The organism is Weissella sp. ESL1156 (genome assembly GCF_058505625.1).
Window position 1 is genome coordinate 1,050,276 of record NZ_CP196372.1, and the last position, 15,348, is coordinate 1,065,623.

The window sequence follows — 15,348 nt, forward strand, 5'->3', positions numbered from 1 at the left end:
CTGATTACTAATTACTTTCCCTCAAGTTCTGTAATTCTTGGATCAATATTTTCCTTAATATTGTTTTTGTCCACAAAATTTGTCAAAACAATCGTTTTATCCTTTAAATCTTCTGGGAACTCATCGAATAATTCACGAGTTGTCACGTAAATATCAGCAGGTGCACTTCTAACTGAACCTAGATCAATCGTGTCAACATCAATTTCATCACGACCTTCTTCGGACAGAATACTTTCAATATTCATCTTTGCGATAACACTTGAACCAACACCTAAACCACATACTGCAATAATTTTCATAATTAAATCCTCCATAGATTGATATATTTTTTTTTAATTAACAAAATACTGATAATGAGTCATTAGAAAATGCCTAGCACCAAACCACGTAGGAACTTTAGCAAGTACATCAATGGCATCCAAACAACAGCGTAATCAATATTTGACCAAGTCAAACCACTACCATAAACGGCACCAGTCAATGGATAGAATAGGATAACAGCGGCTGATGAGATAATACCAGTAAAGAATCCAGCGGCTAAGGCACCACGCCAACCACCAGCTTTATTACCAAACACACCCATAACATTACCATCAAAGTACATAATAATTGGACTTGGAAAGACAATGACTGGTGAATGGAAGATAATCGTTGCGAAAGTGACAATGATACAGCCAATTGTTGAGCCTAGGAATCCAAACATACCACCCATTGGTGAGTATGGGAAAATTGTTGGTGCGTCTAAGGCAGGAATAGCACCTGGTAAGAACTTATCAGAAATACCTTTGAAGGCTGGGACAATTGAACCAATGAACATACGTACACCAGATAGCAAGATAACAATACCAGCAGTAAACGTAAATCCTTGTAAGATCAACCATAAGATCCAATTAGTTGCATCGGCACCAGTACCAGCCAAGTGTTGAATACCTGACTTACCAACAGCCAATCCAATACCAACAAAAATAATTGGCATCAAGAAGAACAAAACAATGGTATTATCACGGAACATTGATGCCCACTTTGGTAACTTCATGTTATCGGCATCTTGTGAAGGATCGCTACTTCCAAACCACTTACCAATGAAGTGGGCCAAAAGTGAACCAACTTGATCCATAAATCCTAAAGTTGAAACATCGTGCATCCAATTACGTGCTAGCTTACGTGGAATAGCTGGTGAATACGTGTAATAAAGTGCATTAAGAATCGTTCCAACTAACACCGTACCAAAGAACTTTGTGTGCAAAACAACTGGTAACGTCACATTCATAAATGCTGCATGATACAACATCAAGTGTGCTGTTAAGTAAGCATTTTTAAAATCCTTTTGTGGTGTAATACGTACGAGTAACAAATGTAAGAAGAATGCTAGTAGGAAAGTAATGACCGTTCCCTTAGCAATCGAACTAAAGTTTAAAACAACACCAAAGACAGCATCATTTGTTGGCAAAACACCTTTAACATGTAGTGTCTTATTTAACGTTGTGACAACTGGTGATAGTGAAGAAATTAGAATACCAGCTCCGGACGATAAGACTGTTAACCCAATCACAGTCTTAACAGTACCATCAATAACTTGTGGAAACTTTTTCTTTTGTAAAAGTAATCCAATCAGTGCAACGAGTCCTAGAAAAATTGTCTCATTGCTTAAAAACTGATAAACAATAAAATTTATAACTTGCATTAGTATTTACCCTCCATTAATTGAATTAGAAATCTGATTTGCTTCTTCAACCGTGTGAGCTTGACGTAATAATTGTAAGTTGGCCTCTTCACCAAGAAACTTAACCAATTTTTGTAATAGTTCTAGGTGATCGGTACCTGTTTTAGAAGCTAAAATAACAATAATATCAACCGGGTCATTATCTTTATTACCAAACTTCACTGGTTTATCTAATGTTGCAATCGCAAATGAAGTTTCTTGTACATCTTCAGATGGTCGTGCATGACCTAATGCTAACCCCGGCGCAATAACGATATATGGTCCTAAGGACTTAACCGAATTAATCATATCGTCAACATACCCTTGATGAATTTTTCCTTCATTAAGTAGTGGTGCCGCTGCAACCTGAATGGCATCTTGCCAATCTGTTGCATTAACTTTTAACTGAATTTCATTATTTAATATTTTAACGTCTACCAATAAAAACACTTCCTTTCTGTAAATTACAATCATTTTTATAGCTATTTATTTGATTTGTTTTTACATATACTATTATAAACGAAAACGCTTACATTGCAACGATGAAATTTTTACAAACTTGACAAATTTATGGTAAAGTTACCTTACATTGTGAAAATTTAATAGAGGAATACTTATGCCATCAAATGTTAAAAAAAGAATCACTAATATTTACCCTAGTTTAGGTGAACAAAGTAAAAAAGTTGTCGATTATATCCTTAAAAAAGGAACCAATTTCAGTTCAAAAACGGTTAATCAAATTGCCAAAGAATGTGATGTCTCTATCGCCACAGTATCACGTTTACCACAACAATTAGGCTATACTAACCTTGCTCAGTTAAAATGGTCAGTTGCAAATGAATTGAATGAAAAGTACACTCTTTCAGACATTCAAGATGATGACTCACCTAAGACTGTTGCTAAAAAAACACTGCAAGCAAATATCAAATCATTAAATAACACGTTCGAGTTAATGGCTGAATCTGATTTGAGTAAAGCTGTGACACTGATCACACAATCACAAACACTAGGATTCTTTGGTCTTGGTGGTTCAAATATTGCAGCACTAGATGCTTATCATAAATTTCTACGAGTGCCAATCAATGTCATTCATGATAGTGAATATCATATGGCATTAATGCAAGCCGCTCGCATGTCGTCTCATGATTGTGCCGTTATTATTTCACATACAGGTGATGATACCGATACATTATTATTAGCAGATACATTACGGGCGCAAGAAGTGCCTATGATTGTCATCACCAGTTTTCCTGAATCACCATTGGCTGATTATGGAGAAGTTAAATTCTTCTCGATTTCCGAAGATTCAAAGTATCGTAGTGAAGCATTGTTATCACTTACTTCACAATTAGCAATTAATGATTGTTTGTATACTTTGACCGCCCAACACTTTGGTTCAAAAGCGAACCAAGTACTGACAGATATTCGTACAACCATCTTCCAGAAGCATAAGAATGCCAAAAAATAACTAATTTAAACAAGAAAAGCTCCTAGATTTGGTGTAACGATACGGGTTAAATCAAATCCAGGAGTTTTGTTTCTTTGTTTATTTATCTGGAAAATTATTTTATTTAATTTTTAATACGTAAATATTCTTTATGGTATGCTTTGGCACGTGCCGTCACACTATCAAAATCACCAGTTGCTGCAGCACCAGTCAAATCACTACCAGCACCAACTGCGACAACGCCTAACTCAAACCATTCGTGCATATTATGCAAGTTAACACCACCAGTTGGCATCACATTAACAAATGGTAATGGTGCTTTAATTGCTTTGACAAAGCCTTTACCGACAGAACTACCAGGAAAGACTTTTACAACATCAGCGCCATAACGCAAGGCTGTTTGAATCTCGTTAATAGTCATACAACCTGGCAAATATGGTATCTGGTATTCATTACAAATGAATGCTGTATCACGATCAAATGCAGGACTAACAATGAATTTTGCCCCTGCCATAATAGCAACTCTCGCAGTAATCGCATCAAGTACTGTCCCAGCACCAACAATTACCTCTGGATCATCAGCAAATTCTTCATTGATTTGCTTAATTAACTCATCAGCTGCAGGTGCTGTGAATGTTAATTCAATCGCTTTAACGCCACCTTTTATACATGCTAACGCTGTTTTATACGCCATTTCTTTTGTTTCACCACGCACCACTGATACGACACCAGCGGCCCCCAAACGTGATAATGTTTCAACTTTTTGCATGACACTCCCCTCTTATCTTACTATTCCATGTTACTATGAGTCGCTTTAGCAGAATCATTAGAAATATGATCACGTCGGCTAATCATTAAACATAAAATATCTAATGTAATGTGAACACTCTGGTCAAATAACGTACTTAATAACTGAATTGATTTCACACCATCACCTGTTTTAGTTGCGCCAGGTACAACGATTGTTGCATCCCCAATCTGACCCAAAGGTGATTGATGGTCACTTGTCACGGCAATCAAAGTTGCGCCAGTTTCTTTTGCTTTTTTACTAGGATTCAAAACACTACCTGTTTTCCCAGATCCAGACACTGACACTAAAACATCACCAGCTTGAATGGATGGCGTAATTGTTTCACCAATAACAAACACGGTGTAACCAATATGCATCAAGCGCATTGCAAAACCTTTAGCCATTAGTCCAGAACGTCCAGCCCCTAAAATAAAGATACGTTTGTTCTTATCAATTAATTTTTCAGCCTGTTCTAATTGGTGTTCATCAACCAATGACATCACCTCAGTAACTTCACTAACAACTTCTTCGATCAACTTCATTTAATTGCCTCCATAAATTTTTGTGCTGCACTAACCGGATCAGACGTTCCAGTAATTTTACTACCGACAATGATTATATCTGCAATACCCTGTGTGGCAATTTTGCTAGCTTGTTTAATATCAATGCCCCCTGCAACAGCTATCCGCTTAATCTGTGAGTGCTTTTCATGAAATTGTTTGATCGTATCAACCGCATCAAATGATTCACCAGAATCTTTTGCATGATGCAATCCAAAAATAGCGTTTGATAATTCGGGCATATCATTTAATTTATCATCATTGATTTCCATTAAATCAATAAAAATATCTTTTTTCACATCTTGTGCAATTTGATAGGTTTGATTTAATGTGCCATTTGAGGAACTACCCATGACCGTTAAAATGTCAGCTGCTGTTTCAAAGCCTTTTTTAAATTCATATTCTCCTTCATCAATTGTTTTCAAATCGATCAGAAGTTCGGATTTTTCAAGATGAAAGGAATTTTTCTTAAGTGCTTCTAACCCATAATCTTTTACGATAGAAGTTCCTAATTCGATAATATCTACTTTACCATCCAAACGATGGGCAATTGCCATTGCTTCTTCAAGTGACACTCTATCAATCGCTACTTGTAACTTCATTACTCTTCGGATACTCCTTCTTTAATATAAAATTCTTTTAAGCCAACTGGTGTTGGATAGCCATCATTATCGCCAAGCGTTTGAACTTGTAATGCGCCGACTGCATTACCACGTAACACAGCAGCCTTTAGTGACTTTCCTTCCAATAAGGCTGTAATCACACCTAATGCAAAGCCATCGCCTGCGCCAACGGTGTCGACTACTTTTTCAACTTTAAATCCTTTGACAGTATAACTTTCACCATCTTGTGTCTTAACATATGCACCAGCAGGTCCAATTTTAACAATAACGGTCTTAGTACGCTCACCTTGTAAGTAAAAGTCAGCAATCTTTTCAGGATCATCTGAGCCCATCAAAATCTTTCCTTCTTCCATACCTGGTAAGACAATATCTGCCATACCAGCCAACTCATTGATTGTTGAAATCATTTTTTCTTTTGATGACCAAAGCGTTGGTCGTAGATTAGGATCAAACGTTGTCAAAATATTCTTATCAATAAGTCGCTTAAACAACGTCCGGAATGTATTTTCAGCAATATCTGAAATGGCAGGAAAAATTCCTGACATGTGTGCAATTTTCACATCAGATAAATCAACTTGATCAATGACTGCTTCTGTTAAATGGCATGCCGCAGAGTCTTTACGATAATTAAAAGTTGCTGGATCACCGTGTGTGACTAATTGCTTTAATTGGTGACCAGTAAAATGGTCAGCATCTTCAGAAATATAAGTTGTACCAACATTATGACTCAATATTGTTTTCTTCACAAATTGTCCAAATGGATCTGCACCCACTTGTGAAATATATTCTGAACTATGCCCCAAACGCGAAACGCCAATAGCGACATTTAATTCAGCACCCCCCATAATTTTATGAAAATTAATTGCATCAGCCAATGAAATATCTGCATCCTTTGACGCAAATGTCACTAATGGTTCTCCAATTGTAATAAACTCACTCATCTTTTTTCCCTCTTTTTTATTTTAATTAACCAAAGAATACGTATACTAGCACTTCGTTGATGATTGAAACTAGCCACATCACTGGAACACCATACTTCAAGAAGTCCTTCGACTTAACCTTCATGTAATCTAATCCCCAAACGTTCCATGATTGTGTGATATCTGTTGAAACAGCCATCAAAGTTGGTACGTAAAGCAATGGTAGTAAGAATGCATCATTGAATAATCCGGTACCTGACAAAACGGCTGCTGTTGCTGCACCGGCACCCCAAACATGTAGTGGGCCACGGAACAAAGCTAATGGTGCTAATACACCAAGTGCGATGGCCAAAATCAAATGACTATGTGGCAAAATGGCATTAAATAATGGTTCGAAGTGTTGTGCATTTAACGTTGCAGCACCACTGAACATGATTAAGGCCATTAAGAAAATAATCAAACCTGAAATATCACTAATTGCTTGTGCAACAGTACTATTAATGAAGTTGACTGTTTCCTTATAGCTCTTCATCTTACCAGTTAAGAGCATGGCAACGATAACAGATAGGACAAGTGATGGAATCGCATCCCACTTGAATAACATGTTCATTGCAACTGGAATAACTGGCACAACGTAAGCGATATAAGGCACTTTCTTAACCGTCTCGCCACTTTCACTGAAGTTAGCACCGATAATCTTTAAGTTTTTCTCTGCGTCTTGTGGCTTAAACTTTTTTCTCATCAAAACTAAGAAAATAATAACAATCGCCAATTGGACTAATGCAGCAGTCCATCCAAATTGTAAGTATTTACCACCATAAACTGCATGGGGGAAGAATGCTTTAATTTGGTTATACAAAACAACGTTGACATACATTGGTGCCCCAATTGCCAATGAGAAAGCTGTTAAAGCAATTTCACGAGGCACACCAACAGATAATAGAATTGGTAGCAAGATAACACCAATTGCAATAACAGAGCCAACACCGTAAGCACTAACGAAGATAAAGGCGGTTACGATAATAACTAGAATTGCTGCAATTAATGGCTTCTTTTTTCCTACCTTATTAGTTGCTTCAGAAATAGCAGGTGCAATCCCACTATCAACCAATACGCGACCAAACCATGAACCAAATACGATATAAATAATCGTTGGACCATAATTCAATGCTGGTTCAGCAAAAACTTTTTGAATGGCTGTATTAAATGGTACCAAACCAATAATTGACCACAGGATAGCCATGACAAAGAATCCAATGACTAAGTTTCCACCTTTTAAAATGTAGAAAATAAAGATTGCAAAAGATATTAATAATAGTATTGAAATGATAGTTGAACTCATTTTAGTCACCTATCTCGGCTTTCAATAACTGAATTTGTTGCTTGATTTGTTCATCTGTATCCATTGGATATTCCAAAGCAAATGACACATTATGTGGTAAGTGTGTCAAAATGTCACGCCAATCGTAAATCCCCTTATCTAAATCATCTGAAGTGCTTAATTCACCATCAACATTAACTGTATTCTTTAAATGAATATAATTTGTTGATTCACGTAACGCATCCGCACTCGCAATGGCATCACCATGCGTAAATGCCCAATTACCAAGATCATAAACATAACCAATACCTGTATAACCAACTTTATGAGCTGCATCTAAGAACGTCTTAATTGGTGCAACTTTACCACTCAGAATCGTTTGGTCATTTTCAACATTCATTTCGATCTTATTTAATGGGAACTTACGAAAGGCTGCTTGTAAATCACCATCAAACTTATCAAAATGGCCTGTGTTAAATTTAATCTTTGAAATACCTAGAATTTCACCTTCTTTGAAGTAGTCCATTAACTTTGGATTAACAGAACCATCTTCAGAAAAGACAACATCTGGGACACTGTAGTTAACGATTAGACCAGCTTCACGAGCACTTTCCCCAACTTGTGCAAGTTCTTTGTCTAAATCTTTGAAGTATTCACGCCGAACTTCAATACCATCAGCACCTAATGCCTTAACACGATCAACAAGTTGTACTTGGCTAACACCTTGCTTAACGTCTTTTTCAAAAATCCATGTATTTAAAATTACTGTCATGATAACCCCCATTATCGTCTATTTAACTAATATAAATTTATCTTCTAACCCTCATTCACTATTAAATACGCTAATTCATCATGCCATAGGCTATTCCTCCCCTTGCTGGTGTAACGTTTTCCTTACAACCACTATGTTAAACGTTACCCCTAATTTTTGCAAGCGCTTTATTTGCTTTAAATAAACCTTTCCTAGTTAGATTTATGTAAAAATATTTATTTTGGTGTAACGTTGCCCTAATAAGGTGTACTATATTCAGGATAGAAACAATTGTTTCATCTTTTTTCAATACTTTTACGTTTTAAAAAAAAGTATATTTTCTCCACAACATTGCTATAAATTGTGATATCTTTATATCATTAAAAACATCTTTTTAGATCGTATTTTATAATTGATTTATAATAACGTTTAATAAAAGTAACGGAGGAAACCGATGGTCGACGAAAAAAAGAAAAGAAAAGCGAATATGAAAGATGTCGCTCATTTGGCAGGTGTTTCTACCACGACTGTTTCACGATTCTTAAATGGTAATTTAGATAAAATGTCCAATGGTACAGCCTTAACAATCAAAAAAGCAATTGAAAAATTACACTATATCCCAAACGCTGCTGCCCGACAAATGGTGACCAATTCAAGTAAGTTAATTGCCGTCATCGTGTCAAACATTGATGACTACTTCTCTACAGAATTGTTTAAAGGGGCCAGCTCCTTCTTAGAATCTAAAGGATATATAGCTGTCCTTTTTGATAGTAATGCGAGTAATGAAAAGGAAAGCCAGATAATTAAAACAACCAGTACATATAATTTTGATGGTATTATTTTCCAACCAAATATCACAACTATGTCACATATTTTTTCTGAAATGTATACTGATACGCCGATCGTCATTGTAGATCGTAATCTTGATACATCTATCTGGCCCCAAGTATTAACTGATAACTATGAAAGTGCGAAAACTGCTACACAAATGTTTAAAGATGAAGGGTATTCACATGTCATTGTTCTAACATCACCTATTGATAGCATTTCAACCCGACGAGACCGTTTTCTTGGTATTCAGTCCGTCATGCCTAATATTGATATGGTTGAAATACCTGAAGATTCTTATAACAAAAAGAAAATTTATAAAGAAATTCAAACATTGATTAAAAAAAATAACGAGAAGACTTTGATTTTCTCGCTAAAGGAACGTTGGTTCTTAGAATTTGTACCATTATTAACGTTTGACGGTCTGATTGATAATAAAAATGTGACGGTTACAGGATTCGCTGATACGAATACCGCCCATGCAATTAATCCAGGTTCAAAATTAATTACACAAAATCCGTTTCTCATTGGGAGCATTTCCGCTGAATTAATGTTCAAACAATTAAATCATGAAACTATCGACAATCAGAAAATCGTTGTGCCAGCAAAAATTTTGTAAATGATTTAACCAACAACACGCAAAAAAGCTATCTCCTTTCATCTGAAATAGAGATAGCTTTTTTTGAATCCTCGATTTAATTTTTAGCGATTGTCCCACTGCTTTTTTAACGATCAACCAAAGAATTTGGCAATCTTGGCAGCATCTAAATCTTTTAGAATTTCAACTGTTAAAGCAACGGCATGTTGGAAATCATCTAAAGATGTCCAGTTATAGGCTGTATGTTCATAACGAACTGGAATCCCAATGACAATCGTTGGGGCCCCATTTCAGTATTGAATAGGTGCCCCGTTGACACTACCACCGGTCCTGACAGAACGTGTGTATGGTATATGATGTTCATCAGCAATTTTAGCAGCATATTCCTCGAATAATGGATTAGCAATAAATGATGTATCCATATCTCGTAGCATTGGACCACGCTTCAATCCCGTTTGAATTAACCACTCTTCTTCGAATGTATCATCACACGGGCATCCCTCAAAAACAATGGCTAAATCCGGTGATATTTTATTGGCAGTAACTTTAGCACCACGTGTCCCAACTTCTTCTTGAGTTGACAAAGCAACAGCCACATCAACATTAAGGTTATCATCATGAATTTGATCTAAAACATCTACTAAAGCAGCTGACCAGCCTTGGAATGAAATATCGTAATTGCCCGCATTAACTGTTTCAATACGACTCTTTGCTGGTACCTTTTGCAAAGTAACATGTAACTTGGACAAATTTTTCTTTAATTGATCTTGTACAAAGACGGCAACTTGCTCAGATGAACTCACATCAGATGTAATAATTTTCACATTGAGTTTATCCTTACCTAATTCTTTCAATCCTTGCGCGAATAACTTCTTAGCTAATTTTGGATTGTAATTTGTCGTATTAGCAACCTTTGATACTTGGTAGAAGTCCTTATTAGTCTTATGATCAGTCGCTAACTTTCTAGGAACAAAGCCATTTGCGGGTTGTGATCCATTCTTCAAAATACGCGTTGTTAATTGCTTACGATTAATTGATAACGAAATAGCCTGACGAATTTTGGTATTTGAGACACCAGAGTCACTCTTTAAATTGTATTGCAAATAAGAAGTTGCTGCTAATTGACGTTTAATAACATCTTTATGTTTTGATAGTTTTTGCGCTTGTTCTCCAATCAAAGTCATTTGATCTAACTTCTTTGTTTGATACAAATTATATGCTATTGACGGATCCTTAATCACCGAATAATTAATCTTACTTAACTTAACATGCTTCTTGTCCCAGTAATATGGATTTTTGTTCAATGTCCATTGCGTCGTTGAGCCTGACCAACCCTTGCTGACAAAAGGACCGTTGTACAACGTCGTCTTTGAAGCAGTACCATACTTACTACCTTGTTGTTCCACAAATTTTTGATTCAATGGTGCTAACGTTTCTCGTGCCAGAATCATTTTGAAATATGATTGAGGTGCCACTAGCTGAATTTGTAACTTATACTTACCAGTTGCTTTGACTCCTAATTCACTAGGATTTTTTGTCCCGTTTTCAATGTCTTTAGCATTCTCAATATTGTCGAACAAGTACGCATACTCACTCGCTGTTTTGGGATTAACCGCACGTCGCCAAGCATAAACAAAATCATTAGCAGTAATCGTATCGCCATTACTCCATTTAGCCCCTTGACGAATATCAATTCGTATAAGTTTTTTTATCAGCCGAAATCTTCGTATTCTGTGCTAAAGCCTTTTTGGGATTCCCATTGCTATCATAAACATACAAACCTTCTGTGACATTATCTAATTGTGTAAATCCATTTGTCTCAGTTGCTTTAGCTGTATCCAATGATGAAATTTCAGTGTTTGAATATGTACTAATAACCTGAGATGTTTTTGCATGCACAGTTTGACTGGTAACGCCTATACCACCAATCAAAATGGACAATGCCACCGCAGATTTCATCCCGAAATATTTTGTTGTCATGAACTTACCCCTTTATGTATCCCACTATAAAAGCATCATTTTGTAGGTTACTTTATTATAAAATTAAAATTCGATTATAAAGTAATTAGTTAAAGTATAAATTGGACTTAAAAATTAAACAAGCATAAAGCTTATAAAAAATAGTCATTCTTGATTTTTATTAACAAATGATTAGAATAATTTAAAAAAACGCTTTGTTGCCGCCAACATTTTCAAAATAACTAATAAATTAACTCATATTGCAAATAACACATCAATAAGCCGTATTTTCAGTGCAATGCTTATCTTATATTGAACTTTACCGCTACAAAAATACCCAGCAGTTAAATGTTTACTTTAACTACCGGGTGACACTTAAAAATTTATTTAACAAGCGATTCTACATATAGTCATTTTTTACTTAGGCAAAACTTCAACCGTTGCATGTCTTGTTTTTTCTGTAAGCATTGGTGCAACATATGGACTAGGATCGTACTTTAAATGATATGCCTCGTCAATTTTATCCAAAACTGCTGGATCATTTTCTGATTGAAAAGTAACATCCAAACGTTCCTCATTTGATACAATATTTCCTTCTTGTTGCGCCATTGCACTCTGATACCATGATGAATTTGCACCATTATAAGCGCGGACAAATAAACGTCCGTCCACAACAACAGACCAAATCCAAGTCGGTGTTCCTGCTACCCCGTTAGCACGGAATGGTGCAATATGAAAATCATCATGATCTTTAAAATATGCTAATTGTTCTTTATTCCAAGTCATATTATCCCTCCACAACTACAGTATAAACCATTTAAATCATATTCAACTATTAATTACTTTTTAGGAAATTCAAATATTAACTTCGCTTTTGGGTTAGTTGCAGTAACAATATTTTGATAGAATTCCTTGGTTGATTGCTTCAACAAATCATTGTATTTAACAACATATTGCTGTTTTGATTTTGTATCTAATACTTTATTAATCATATCTGTTTCACTAATATTCGTCGTAAATGAACTAAAGATACCATTATGTTCGTCCAATACTTTAAACTTAGGATTATTGTAACCAATAAAAATAAACTTTTTAATCGCTATTTTATAAGTATTATTACCGATTGCTGTTATTTTAACATGCTTACCATCTACACCTAATTCGGCGTCAAACGAAGCTTGCATAATTTTTTGACGATTCGTACCAAAAATATTTTGACCAAATAACTTTGTCGCCCGTCTCTCATTTAAAATTTCAGATAACCCTAAATTGACCATGACTATTTTCTTCTCTTTTGTCAAAGATCTGACAGTTAAAGTCTTCTGAGATACCGTTTTCGTCTGAGGTGTTAACTCGTTTTTACTATGTTGGTTACTCACTTGATGTGAAATCAACACGACACCACATGCTACTAAAACACTAATAACAATTCCCAAAATAAACCCAAACCGAATTGGTTTTCTAATATGTTTCTTTATCAAAAAATCCACCTGTTTCTAATATCAATCAATTCATTATATAAAAAATGGTGAATAAAAGCACCTGTCATAAAAAATCTACTCATTCATTTACTTCAAAAAATTACGAGCAATTCCTTGATAAGCATCAATCAAACGCAAATAACTACTAATCGTTGTGTACTCATTCAACTGATGAGTGACCGTATCCCCATCAGGTCCAAGAATAACCGTTGGTAGACCAACATTATTTTTCACAAAGACACTTGCGTCAGTCGCACCATTCATAATGGTTAATCCCACTTGACGATCGTCAAAAGCCGTCTGTGCTGCTTGTTGCACAATTTGGACAAAATCGTTATCCTTTTGTGTTTCAACAGCCTCAAAATTATGAATAATTTCTAATTCAAGTTTGGCATCATATAATTTATTCAACTGATCGATTGTTGTTTGAATACGCGAAATAACTTTCGCATTATTAAACGCTTCTGTTGGCCGAATATTTCCCTGTAATTCAGCTTGTGCAGGGATTGTATTAACCTGTTCACCCCCACGAATAACAGTAATACTATGCTGTACTTTACCTAGATACGGATCTTCTGGTGCATCATTAAATAAATCTTTTTCTACGTTAATATAGTTTACTAATCCCTGGATAGCGTTGATGCCACGATCAGGTGTTGAACTATGTGCTGCTTTACCAGAACTCTTGATACGATAATTAAAACTGCCTGAATGTGCATAAATAATTTGTCCGTCCGTTGCTTCACCAATTACCAAGGCATCTGCATCATCAATTGCGTGTTGCTCATTTAAACGATATGCCCCTTGTGCACCATACTCTTCACCTGCTGTCACAATCAAGCGTAGCGTACCATTCAAATTTACGTCAGGATTTTCATGCAGTTCGATTAATGCAATCACTTCAGCAGCAAGACCACTTTTCATGTCCGCTGCACCACGACCATACAACTTATCACCATCAATATAAGCTTCAAATGGTCCATGTTCCCATGCTGATTCGTCATCAATTGATACCGTATCTTGATGTCCTGAAAAAACCAGTGTCTTAGCATCAGCATTTTGATTTCCAATTGATGCTTGTAGGTTCGCCCGATTATCATCAAATTCATCAACGCTGACTACAATACCATGATTTTCCAACAACTTCTGTAAATACTTTGCAACTACAATTTCATGACCATTGACTGTATTAATATTAACTAAATCTTGTAAAATTTTGATTTTCTCTGCTTTTTCCATGATAAAATACATCCCCTAATATTTATAATTAAAAACAATAAAAAAAGCTTCCACACCCTTTGAACAAAAGGGTGAAAGCTTCACTGTACCACCTTAAATTTGTACTTTTCTCACAAAAAGTACCTTAGCAACTTATATACTTTATAAGTTATGACGATAACGTGTCTATCCGTAATAGCTACTTGCATAACTATTAGTACTCCAAGTTCATTTTCGTTTTCACTCACTTGTGGTTTTCTCAACAACCAACCTTCTCTGTACAAGTTAGTTAAAAATTACTCTACCCTTCAACGTATATTTTTAATTGTTATTTAATAAAAATGGTACTCGATTTGGTGAGGTTTTGCAAGGAAATTAAAAAAATGATACAATTCATAAATCACTATTATTATCTTGTATAATTTAGATTTTTTATCCACAAAACACTAAAAATATATCTATTGGGACTCTATACTTTTAAGCGTGAAATAAAAATTACACGCTTTTTATTTTGCTCTTTTCCACATTATTCAATTGGATTTAAAAGCTGTTCAAAATACGCATATTAAATTTACAACGTAGATTGGCGAATCATAAAAGTCGTCTCTATAAACTGCTAAAAGAAAAATTGATATTTATTTATTACAGACAAAAATCGTTTGAACTTTCAACAAGCACGCTGGTTTAGAGAGATTAATGAATTTATGTACCCACAAGATGCTTTAAAATTGGTCTTCGACAGTTCTCCTGATTTCAAACAGACCTATGAAGTTTATCAAACTGTTTTAAATTCACAACGTCATCGGGCATTTGATGATTTTCAGTCAATTTTGGAAAACTATCAATTTAACCATTATGCAATGGACTCAGTTATTACTACCTAATATTAGAAAAGTGATTCAATAACACATTTTACTTTAATTATCATATGATAATTCCCCAAAAATAAATTTACGAAAAACAGAAGTCTGGTTAACATAGAAATATCCGGATAATAAAAAACACTAAGTTTAAAAACATACATGAAATTCGATGGTGTCTTGTACGTATCTATTACTTAGTGGTAGTGACTAATAATCTGTGTATCTGGTTAGACCTTTGAGATCACAAAAAAATAACGCTGCATTTCAACATATTTTTCTTACTTTTA

General features: G+C 35.2%; 16 protein-coding genes and 2 pseudogenes. 3 read left to right on the top strand and 15 right to left on the bottom strand.

Annotation, left to right across the window (positions count from 1 at the left end):
- Nucleotides 1–11 precede the first annotated feature (11 nt).
- The 3 genes from ACSKY2_RS05250 to ACSKY2_RS05260 all read right to left on the bottom strand — a co-directional run bounded on the left by ACSKY2_RS05250 (nucleotide 12) and on the right by ACSKY2_RS05260 (nucleotide 2,143).
- A complete protein-coding gene (locus tag ACSKY2_RS05250; protein WP_489840781.1) occupies nucleotides 12–299 on the bottom strand; it encodes a PTS sugar transporter subunit IIB in 288 nt (95 codons plus the stop codon).
- 62 nt (nucleotides 300–361) lie between these two features.
- Complete coding sequence (locus ACSKY2_RS05255) at nucleotides 362–1,684, bottom strand: PTS ascorbate transporter subunit IIC (protein WP_489840780.1); 1,323 nt, start codon at nucleotides 1,682–1,684, stop codon at nucleotides 362–364.
- A gap of 6 nt (nucleotides 1,685–1,690) precedes the next feature.
- Entirely contained in the window at nucleotides 1,691–2,143 is a 453-nt protein-coding gene (locus tag ACSKY2_RS05260) for a PTS sugar transporter subunit IIA (protein WP_489877030.1), read from the bottom strand.
- Between the two features lie 175 nt (nucleotides 2,144–2,318).
- Between ACSKY2_RS05260 and ACSKY2_RS05265 the strand changes: the two genes are divergently transcribed.
- Nucleotides 2,319–3,170: a MurR/RpiR family transcriptional regulator gene (locus tag ACSKY2_RS05265; protein ID WP_489877031.1), complete on the top strand. Its 852-nt coding sequence runs from the start codon at nucleotides 2,319–2,321 to the stop codon at nucleotides 3,168–3,170.
- Nucleotides 3,171–3,273: 103 nt separating this feature from the next.
- On the opposite strand, the gene ACSKY2_RS05270 is transcribed toward ACSKY2_RS05265, so the two are convergent.
- The 6 genes from ACSKY2_RS05270 to ACSKY2_RS05295 are packed head-to-tail and all read right to left on the bottom strand — an operon-like array spanning nucleotide 3,274 to nucleotide 8,135.
- Complete coding sequence (locus ACSKY2_RS05270; protein WP_489877032.1) at nucleotides 3,274–3,918, bottom strand: bifunctional 4-hydroxy-2-oxoglutarate aldolase/2-dehydro-3-deoxy-phosphogluconate aldolase; 645 nt, start codon at nucleotides 3,916–3,918, stop codon at nucleotides 3,274–3,276.
- A gap of 20 nt (nucleotides 3,919–3,938) precedes the next feature.
- Nucleotides 3,939–4,481, bottom strand: coding sequence for a 6-phospho-3-hexuloisomerase (hxlB, locus tag ACSKY2_RS05275; RefSeq protein WP_489840777.1), 543 nt, complete (start codon nucleotides 4,479–4,481; stop codon nucleotides 3,939–3,941).
- Nucleotides 4,478–5,101 carry an orotidine 5'-phosphate decarboxylase / HUMPS family protein gene (locus ACSKY2_RS05280; protein WP_489877033.1) on the bottom strand — a complete coding sequence of 208 codons (624 nt, stop codon included), beginning with the start codon at nucleotides 5,099–5,101 and terminating at the stop codon, nucleotides 4,478–4,480. The genes hxlB and ACSKY2_RS05280 overlap by 4 nt, the downstream gene beginning before the upstream one ends.
- On the bottom strand, nucleotides 5,101–6,063 hold the full coding sequence (locus ACSKY2_RS05285; protein WP_489840775.1) for a sugar kinase: 963 nt from the start codon (nucleotides 6,061–6,063) through the stop codon (nucleotides 5,101–5,103). The genes ACSKY2_RS05280 and ACSKY2_RS05285 overlap by 1 nt, the downstream gene beginning before the upstream one ends.
- Before the next feature lie 25 nt (nucleotides 6,064–6,088).
- A complete protein-coding gene (locus ACSKY2_RS05290; RefSeq protein WP_489877034.1) occupies nucleotides 6,089–7,384 on the bottom strand; it encodes a gluconate:proton symporter in 1,296 nt (431 codons plus the stop codon).
- A gap of 1 nt (nucleotide 7,385) precedes the next feature.
- Nucleotides 7,386–8,135: a sugar phosphate isomerase/epimerase family protein gene (locus ACSKY2_RS05295; protein ID WP_489840773.1), complete on the bottom strand. Its 750-nt coding sequence runs from the start codon at nucleotides 8,133–8,135 to the stop codon at nucleotides 7,386–7,388.
- 433 nt (nucleotides 8,136–8,568) lie between these two features.
- On the opposite strand from ACSKY2_RS05295, the gene ACSKY2_RS05300 reads away from it, so the two are divergent.
- Complete coding sequence (locus ACSKY2_RS05300) at nucleotides 8,569–9,561, top strand: LacI family DNA-binding transcriptional regulator (protein WP_489877035.1); 993 nt, start codon at nucleotides 8,569–8,571, stop codon at nucleotides 9,559–9,561.
- Between the two features lie 113 nt (nucleotides 9,562–9,674).
- Here the strand turns inward: ACSKY2_RS05300 and ACSKY2_RS05305 are convergent.
- From ACSKY2_RS05305 to ACSKY2_RS05330, 6 genes and pseudogenes are all read right to left on the bottom strand, one after another.
- A pseudogene (locus ACSKY2_RS05305) lies at nucleotides 9,675–10,193 on the bottom strand (M42 family peptidase); the annotation flags it as partial.
- Between the two features lie 42 nt (nucleotides 10,194–10,235).
- Nucleotides 10,236–11,270 (bottom strand): annotated as a pseudogene (locus tag ACSKY2_RS05310) (peptide ABC transporter substrate-binding protein); the annotation flags it as partial.
- On the bottom strand, nucleotides 11,230–11,520 hold the full coding sequence (locus ACSKY2_RS05315) for a hypothetical protein (protein ID WP_489877036.1): 291 nt from the start codon (nucleotides 11,518–11,520) through the stop codon (nucleotides 11,230–11,232). The gene ACSKY2_RS05315 and the pseudogene ACSKY2_RS05310, both read right to left, overlap by 41 nt.
- Nucleotides 11,521–11,916: 396 nt before the next feature.
- The gene (locus ACSKY2_RS05320) at nucleotides 11,917–12,285 is read right to left on the bottom strand and encodes a DUF2255 family protein (RefSeq protein ID WP_489840769.1); all 369 of its coding nucleotides are present in this window, start codon (nucleotides 12,283–12,285) and stop codon (nucleotides 11,917–11,919) included.
- Nucleotides 12,286–12,338: 53 nt separating this feature from the next.
- Complete coding sequence (locus ACSKY2_RS05325) at nucleotides 12,339–12,980, bottom strand: hypothetical protein (protein ID WP_489877037.1); 642 nt, start codon at nucleotides 12,978–12,980, stop codon at nucleotides 12,339–12,341.
- A gap of 87 nt (nucleotides 12,981–13,067) precedes the next feature.
- Nucleotides 13,068–14,219: an ArgE/DapE family deacylase gene (locus ACSKY2_RS05330; RefSeq protein WP_489877038.1), complete on the bottom strand. Its 1,152-nt coding sequence runs from the start codon at nucleotides 14,217–14,219 to the stop codon at nucleotides 13,068–13,070.
- Between the two features lie 683 nt (nucleotides 14,220–14,902).
- On the opposite strand from ACSKY2_RS05330, the gene ACSKY2_RS05335 reads away from it, so the two are divergent.
- The gene (locus ACSKY2_RS05335) at nucleotides 14,903–15,082 is read left to right on the top strand and encodes a hypothetical protein (RefSeq protein WP_491737210.1); all 180 of its coding nucleotides are present in this window, start codon (nucleotides 14,903–14,905) and stop codon (nucleotides 15,080–15,082) included.
- The last annotated feature ends 266 nt before the right edge of the window (nucleotides 15,083–15,348 follow it).

Coding starts and splice junctions, on each gene's coding strand:
- ACSKY2_RS05300 (WP_489877035.1), top strand. CDS start 8,569: ATGGTCGACGAAAAAAAGAAAAGAAAAGCGAATATGAAAGATGTCGCT.
- ACSKY2_RS05315 (WP_489877036.1), bottom strand. CDS start 11,520: ATGACAACAAAATATTTCGGGATGAAATCTGCGGTGGCATTGTCCATT.
- ACSKY2_RS05330 (WP_489877038.1), bottom strand. CDS start 14,219: ATGGAAAAAGCAGAGAAAATCAAAATTTTACAAGATTTAGTTAATATT.
- ACSKY2_RS05335 (WP_491737210.1), top strand. CDS start 14,903: ATGTACCCACAAGATGCTTTAAAATTGGTCTTCGACAGTTCTCCTGAT.
- ACSKY2_RS05250 (WP_489840781.1), bottom strand. CDS start 299: ATGAAAATTATTGCAGTATGTGGTTTAGGTGTTGGTTCAAGTGTTATC.
- ACSKY2_RS05280 (WP_489877033.1), bottom strand. CDS start 5,101: ATGAAGTTACAAGTAGCGATTGATAGAGTGTCACTTGAAGAAGCAATG.
- hxlB (WP_489840777.1), bottom strand. CDS start 4,481: ATGAAGTTGATCGAAGAAGTTGTTAGTGAAGTTACTGAGGTGATGTCA.
- ACSKY2_RS05295 (WP_489840773.1), bottom strand. CDS start 8,135: ATGACAGTAATTTTAAATACATGGATTTTTGAAAAAGACGTTAAGCAA.
- ACSKY2_RS05320 (WP_489840769.1), bottom strand. CDS start 12,285: ATGACTTGGAATAAAGAACAATTAGCATATTTTAAAGATCATGATGAT.
- ACSKY2_RS05265 (WP_489877031.1), top strand. CDS start 2,319: ATGCCATCAAATGTTAAAAAAAGAATCACTAATATTTACCCTAGTTTA.
- ACSKY2_RS05255 (WP_489840780.1), bottom strand. CDS start 1,684: ATGCAAGTTATAAATTTTATTGTTTATCAGTTTTTAAGCAATGAGACA.
- ACSKY2_RS05290 (WP_489877034.1), bottom strand. CDS start 7,384: ATGAGTTCAACTATCATTTCAATACTATTATTAATATCTTTTGCAATC.
- ACSKY2_RS05270 (WP_489877032.1), bottom strand. CDS start 3,918: ATGCAAAAAGTTGAAACATTATCACGTTTGGGGGCCGCTGGTGTCGTA.
- ACSKY2_RS05285 (WP_489840775.1), bottom strand. CDS start 6,063: ATGAGTGAGTTTATTACAATTGGAGAACCATTAGTGACATTTGCGTCA.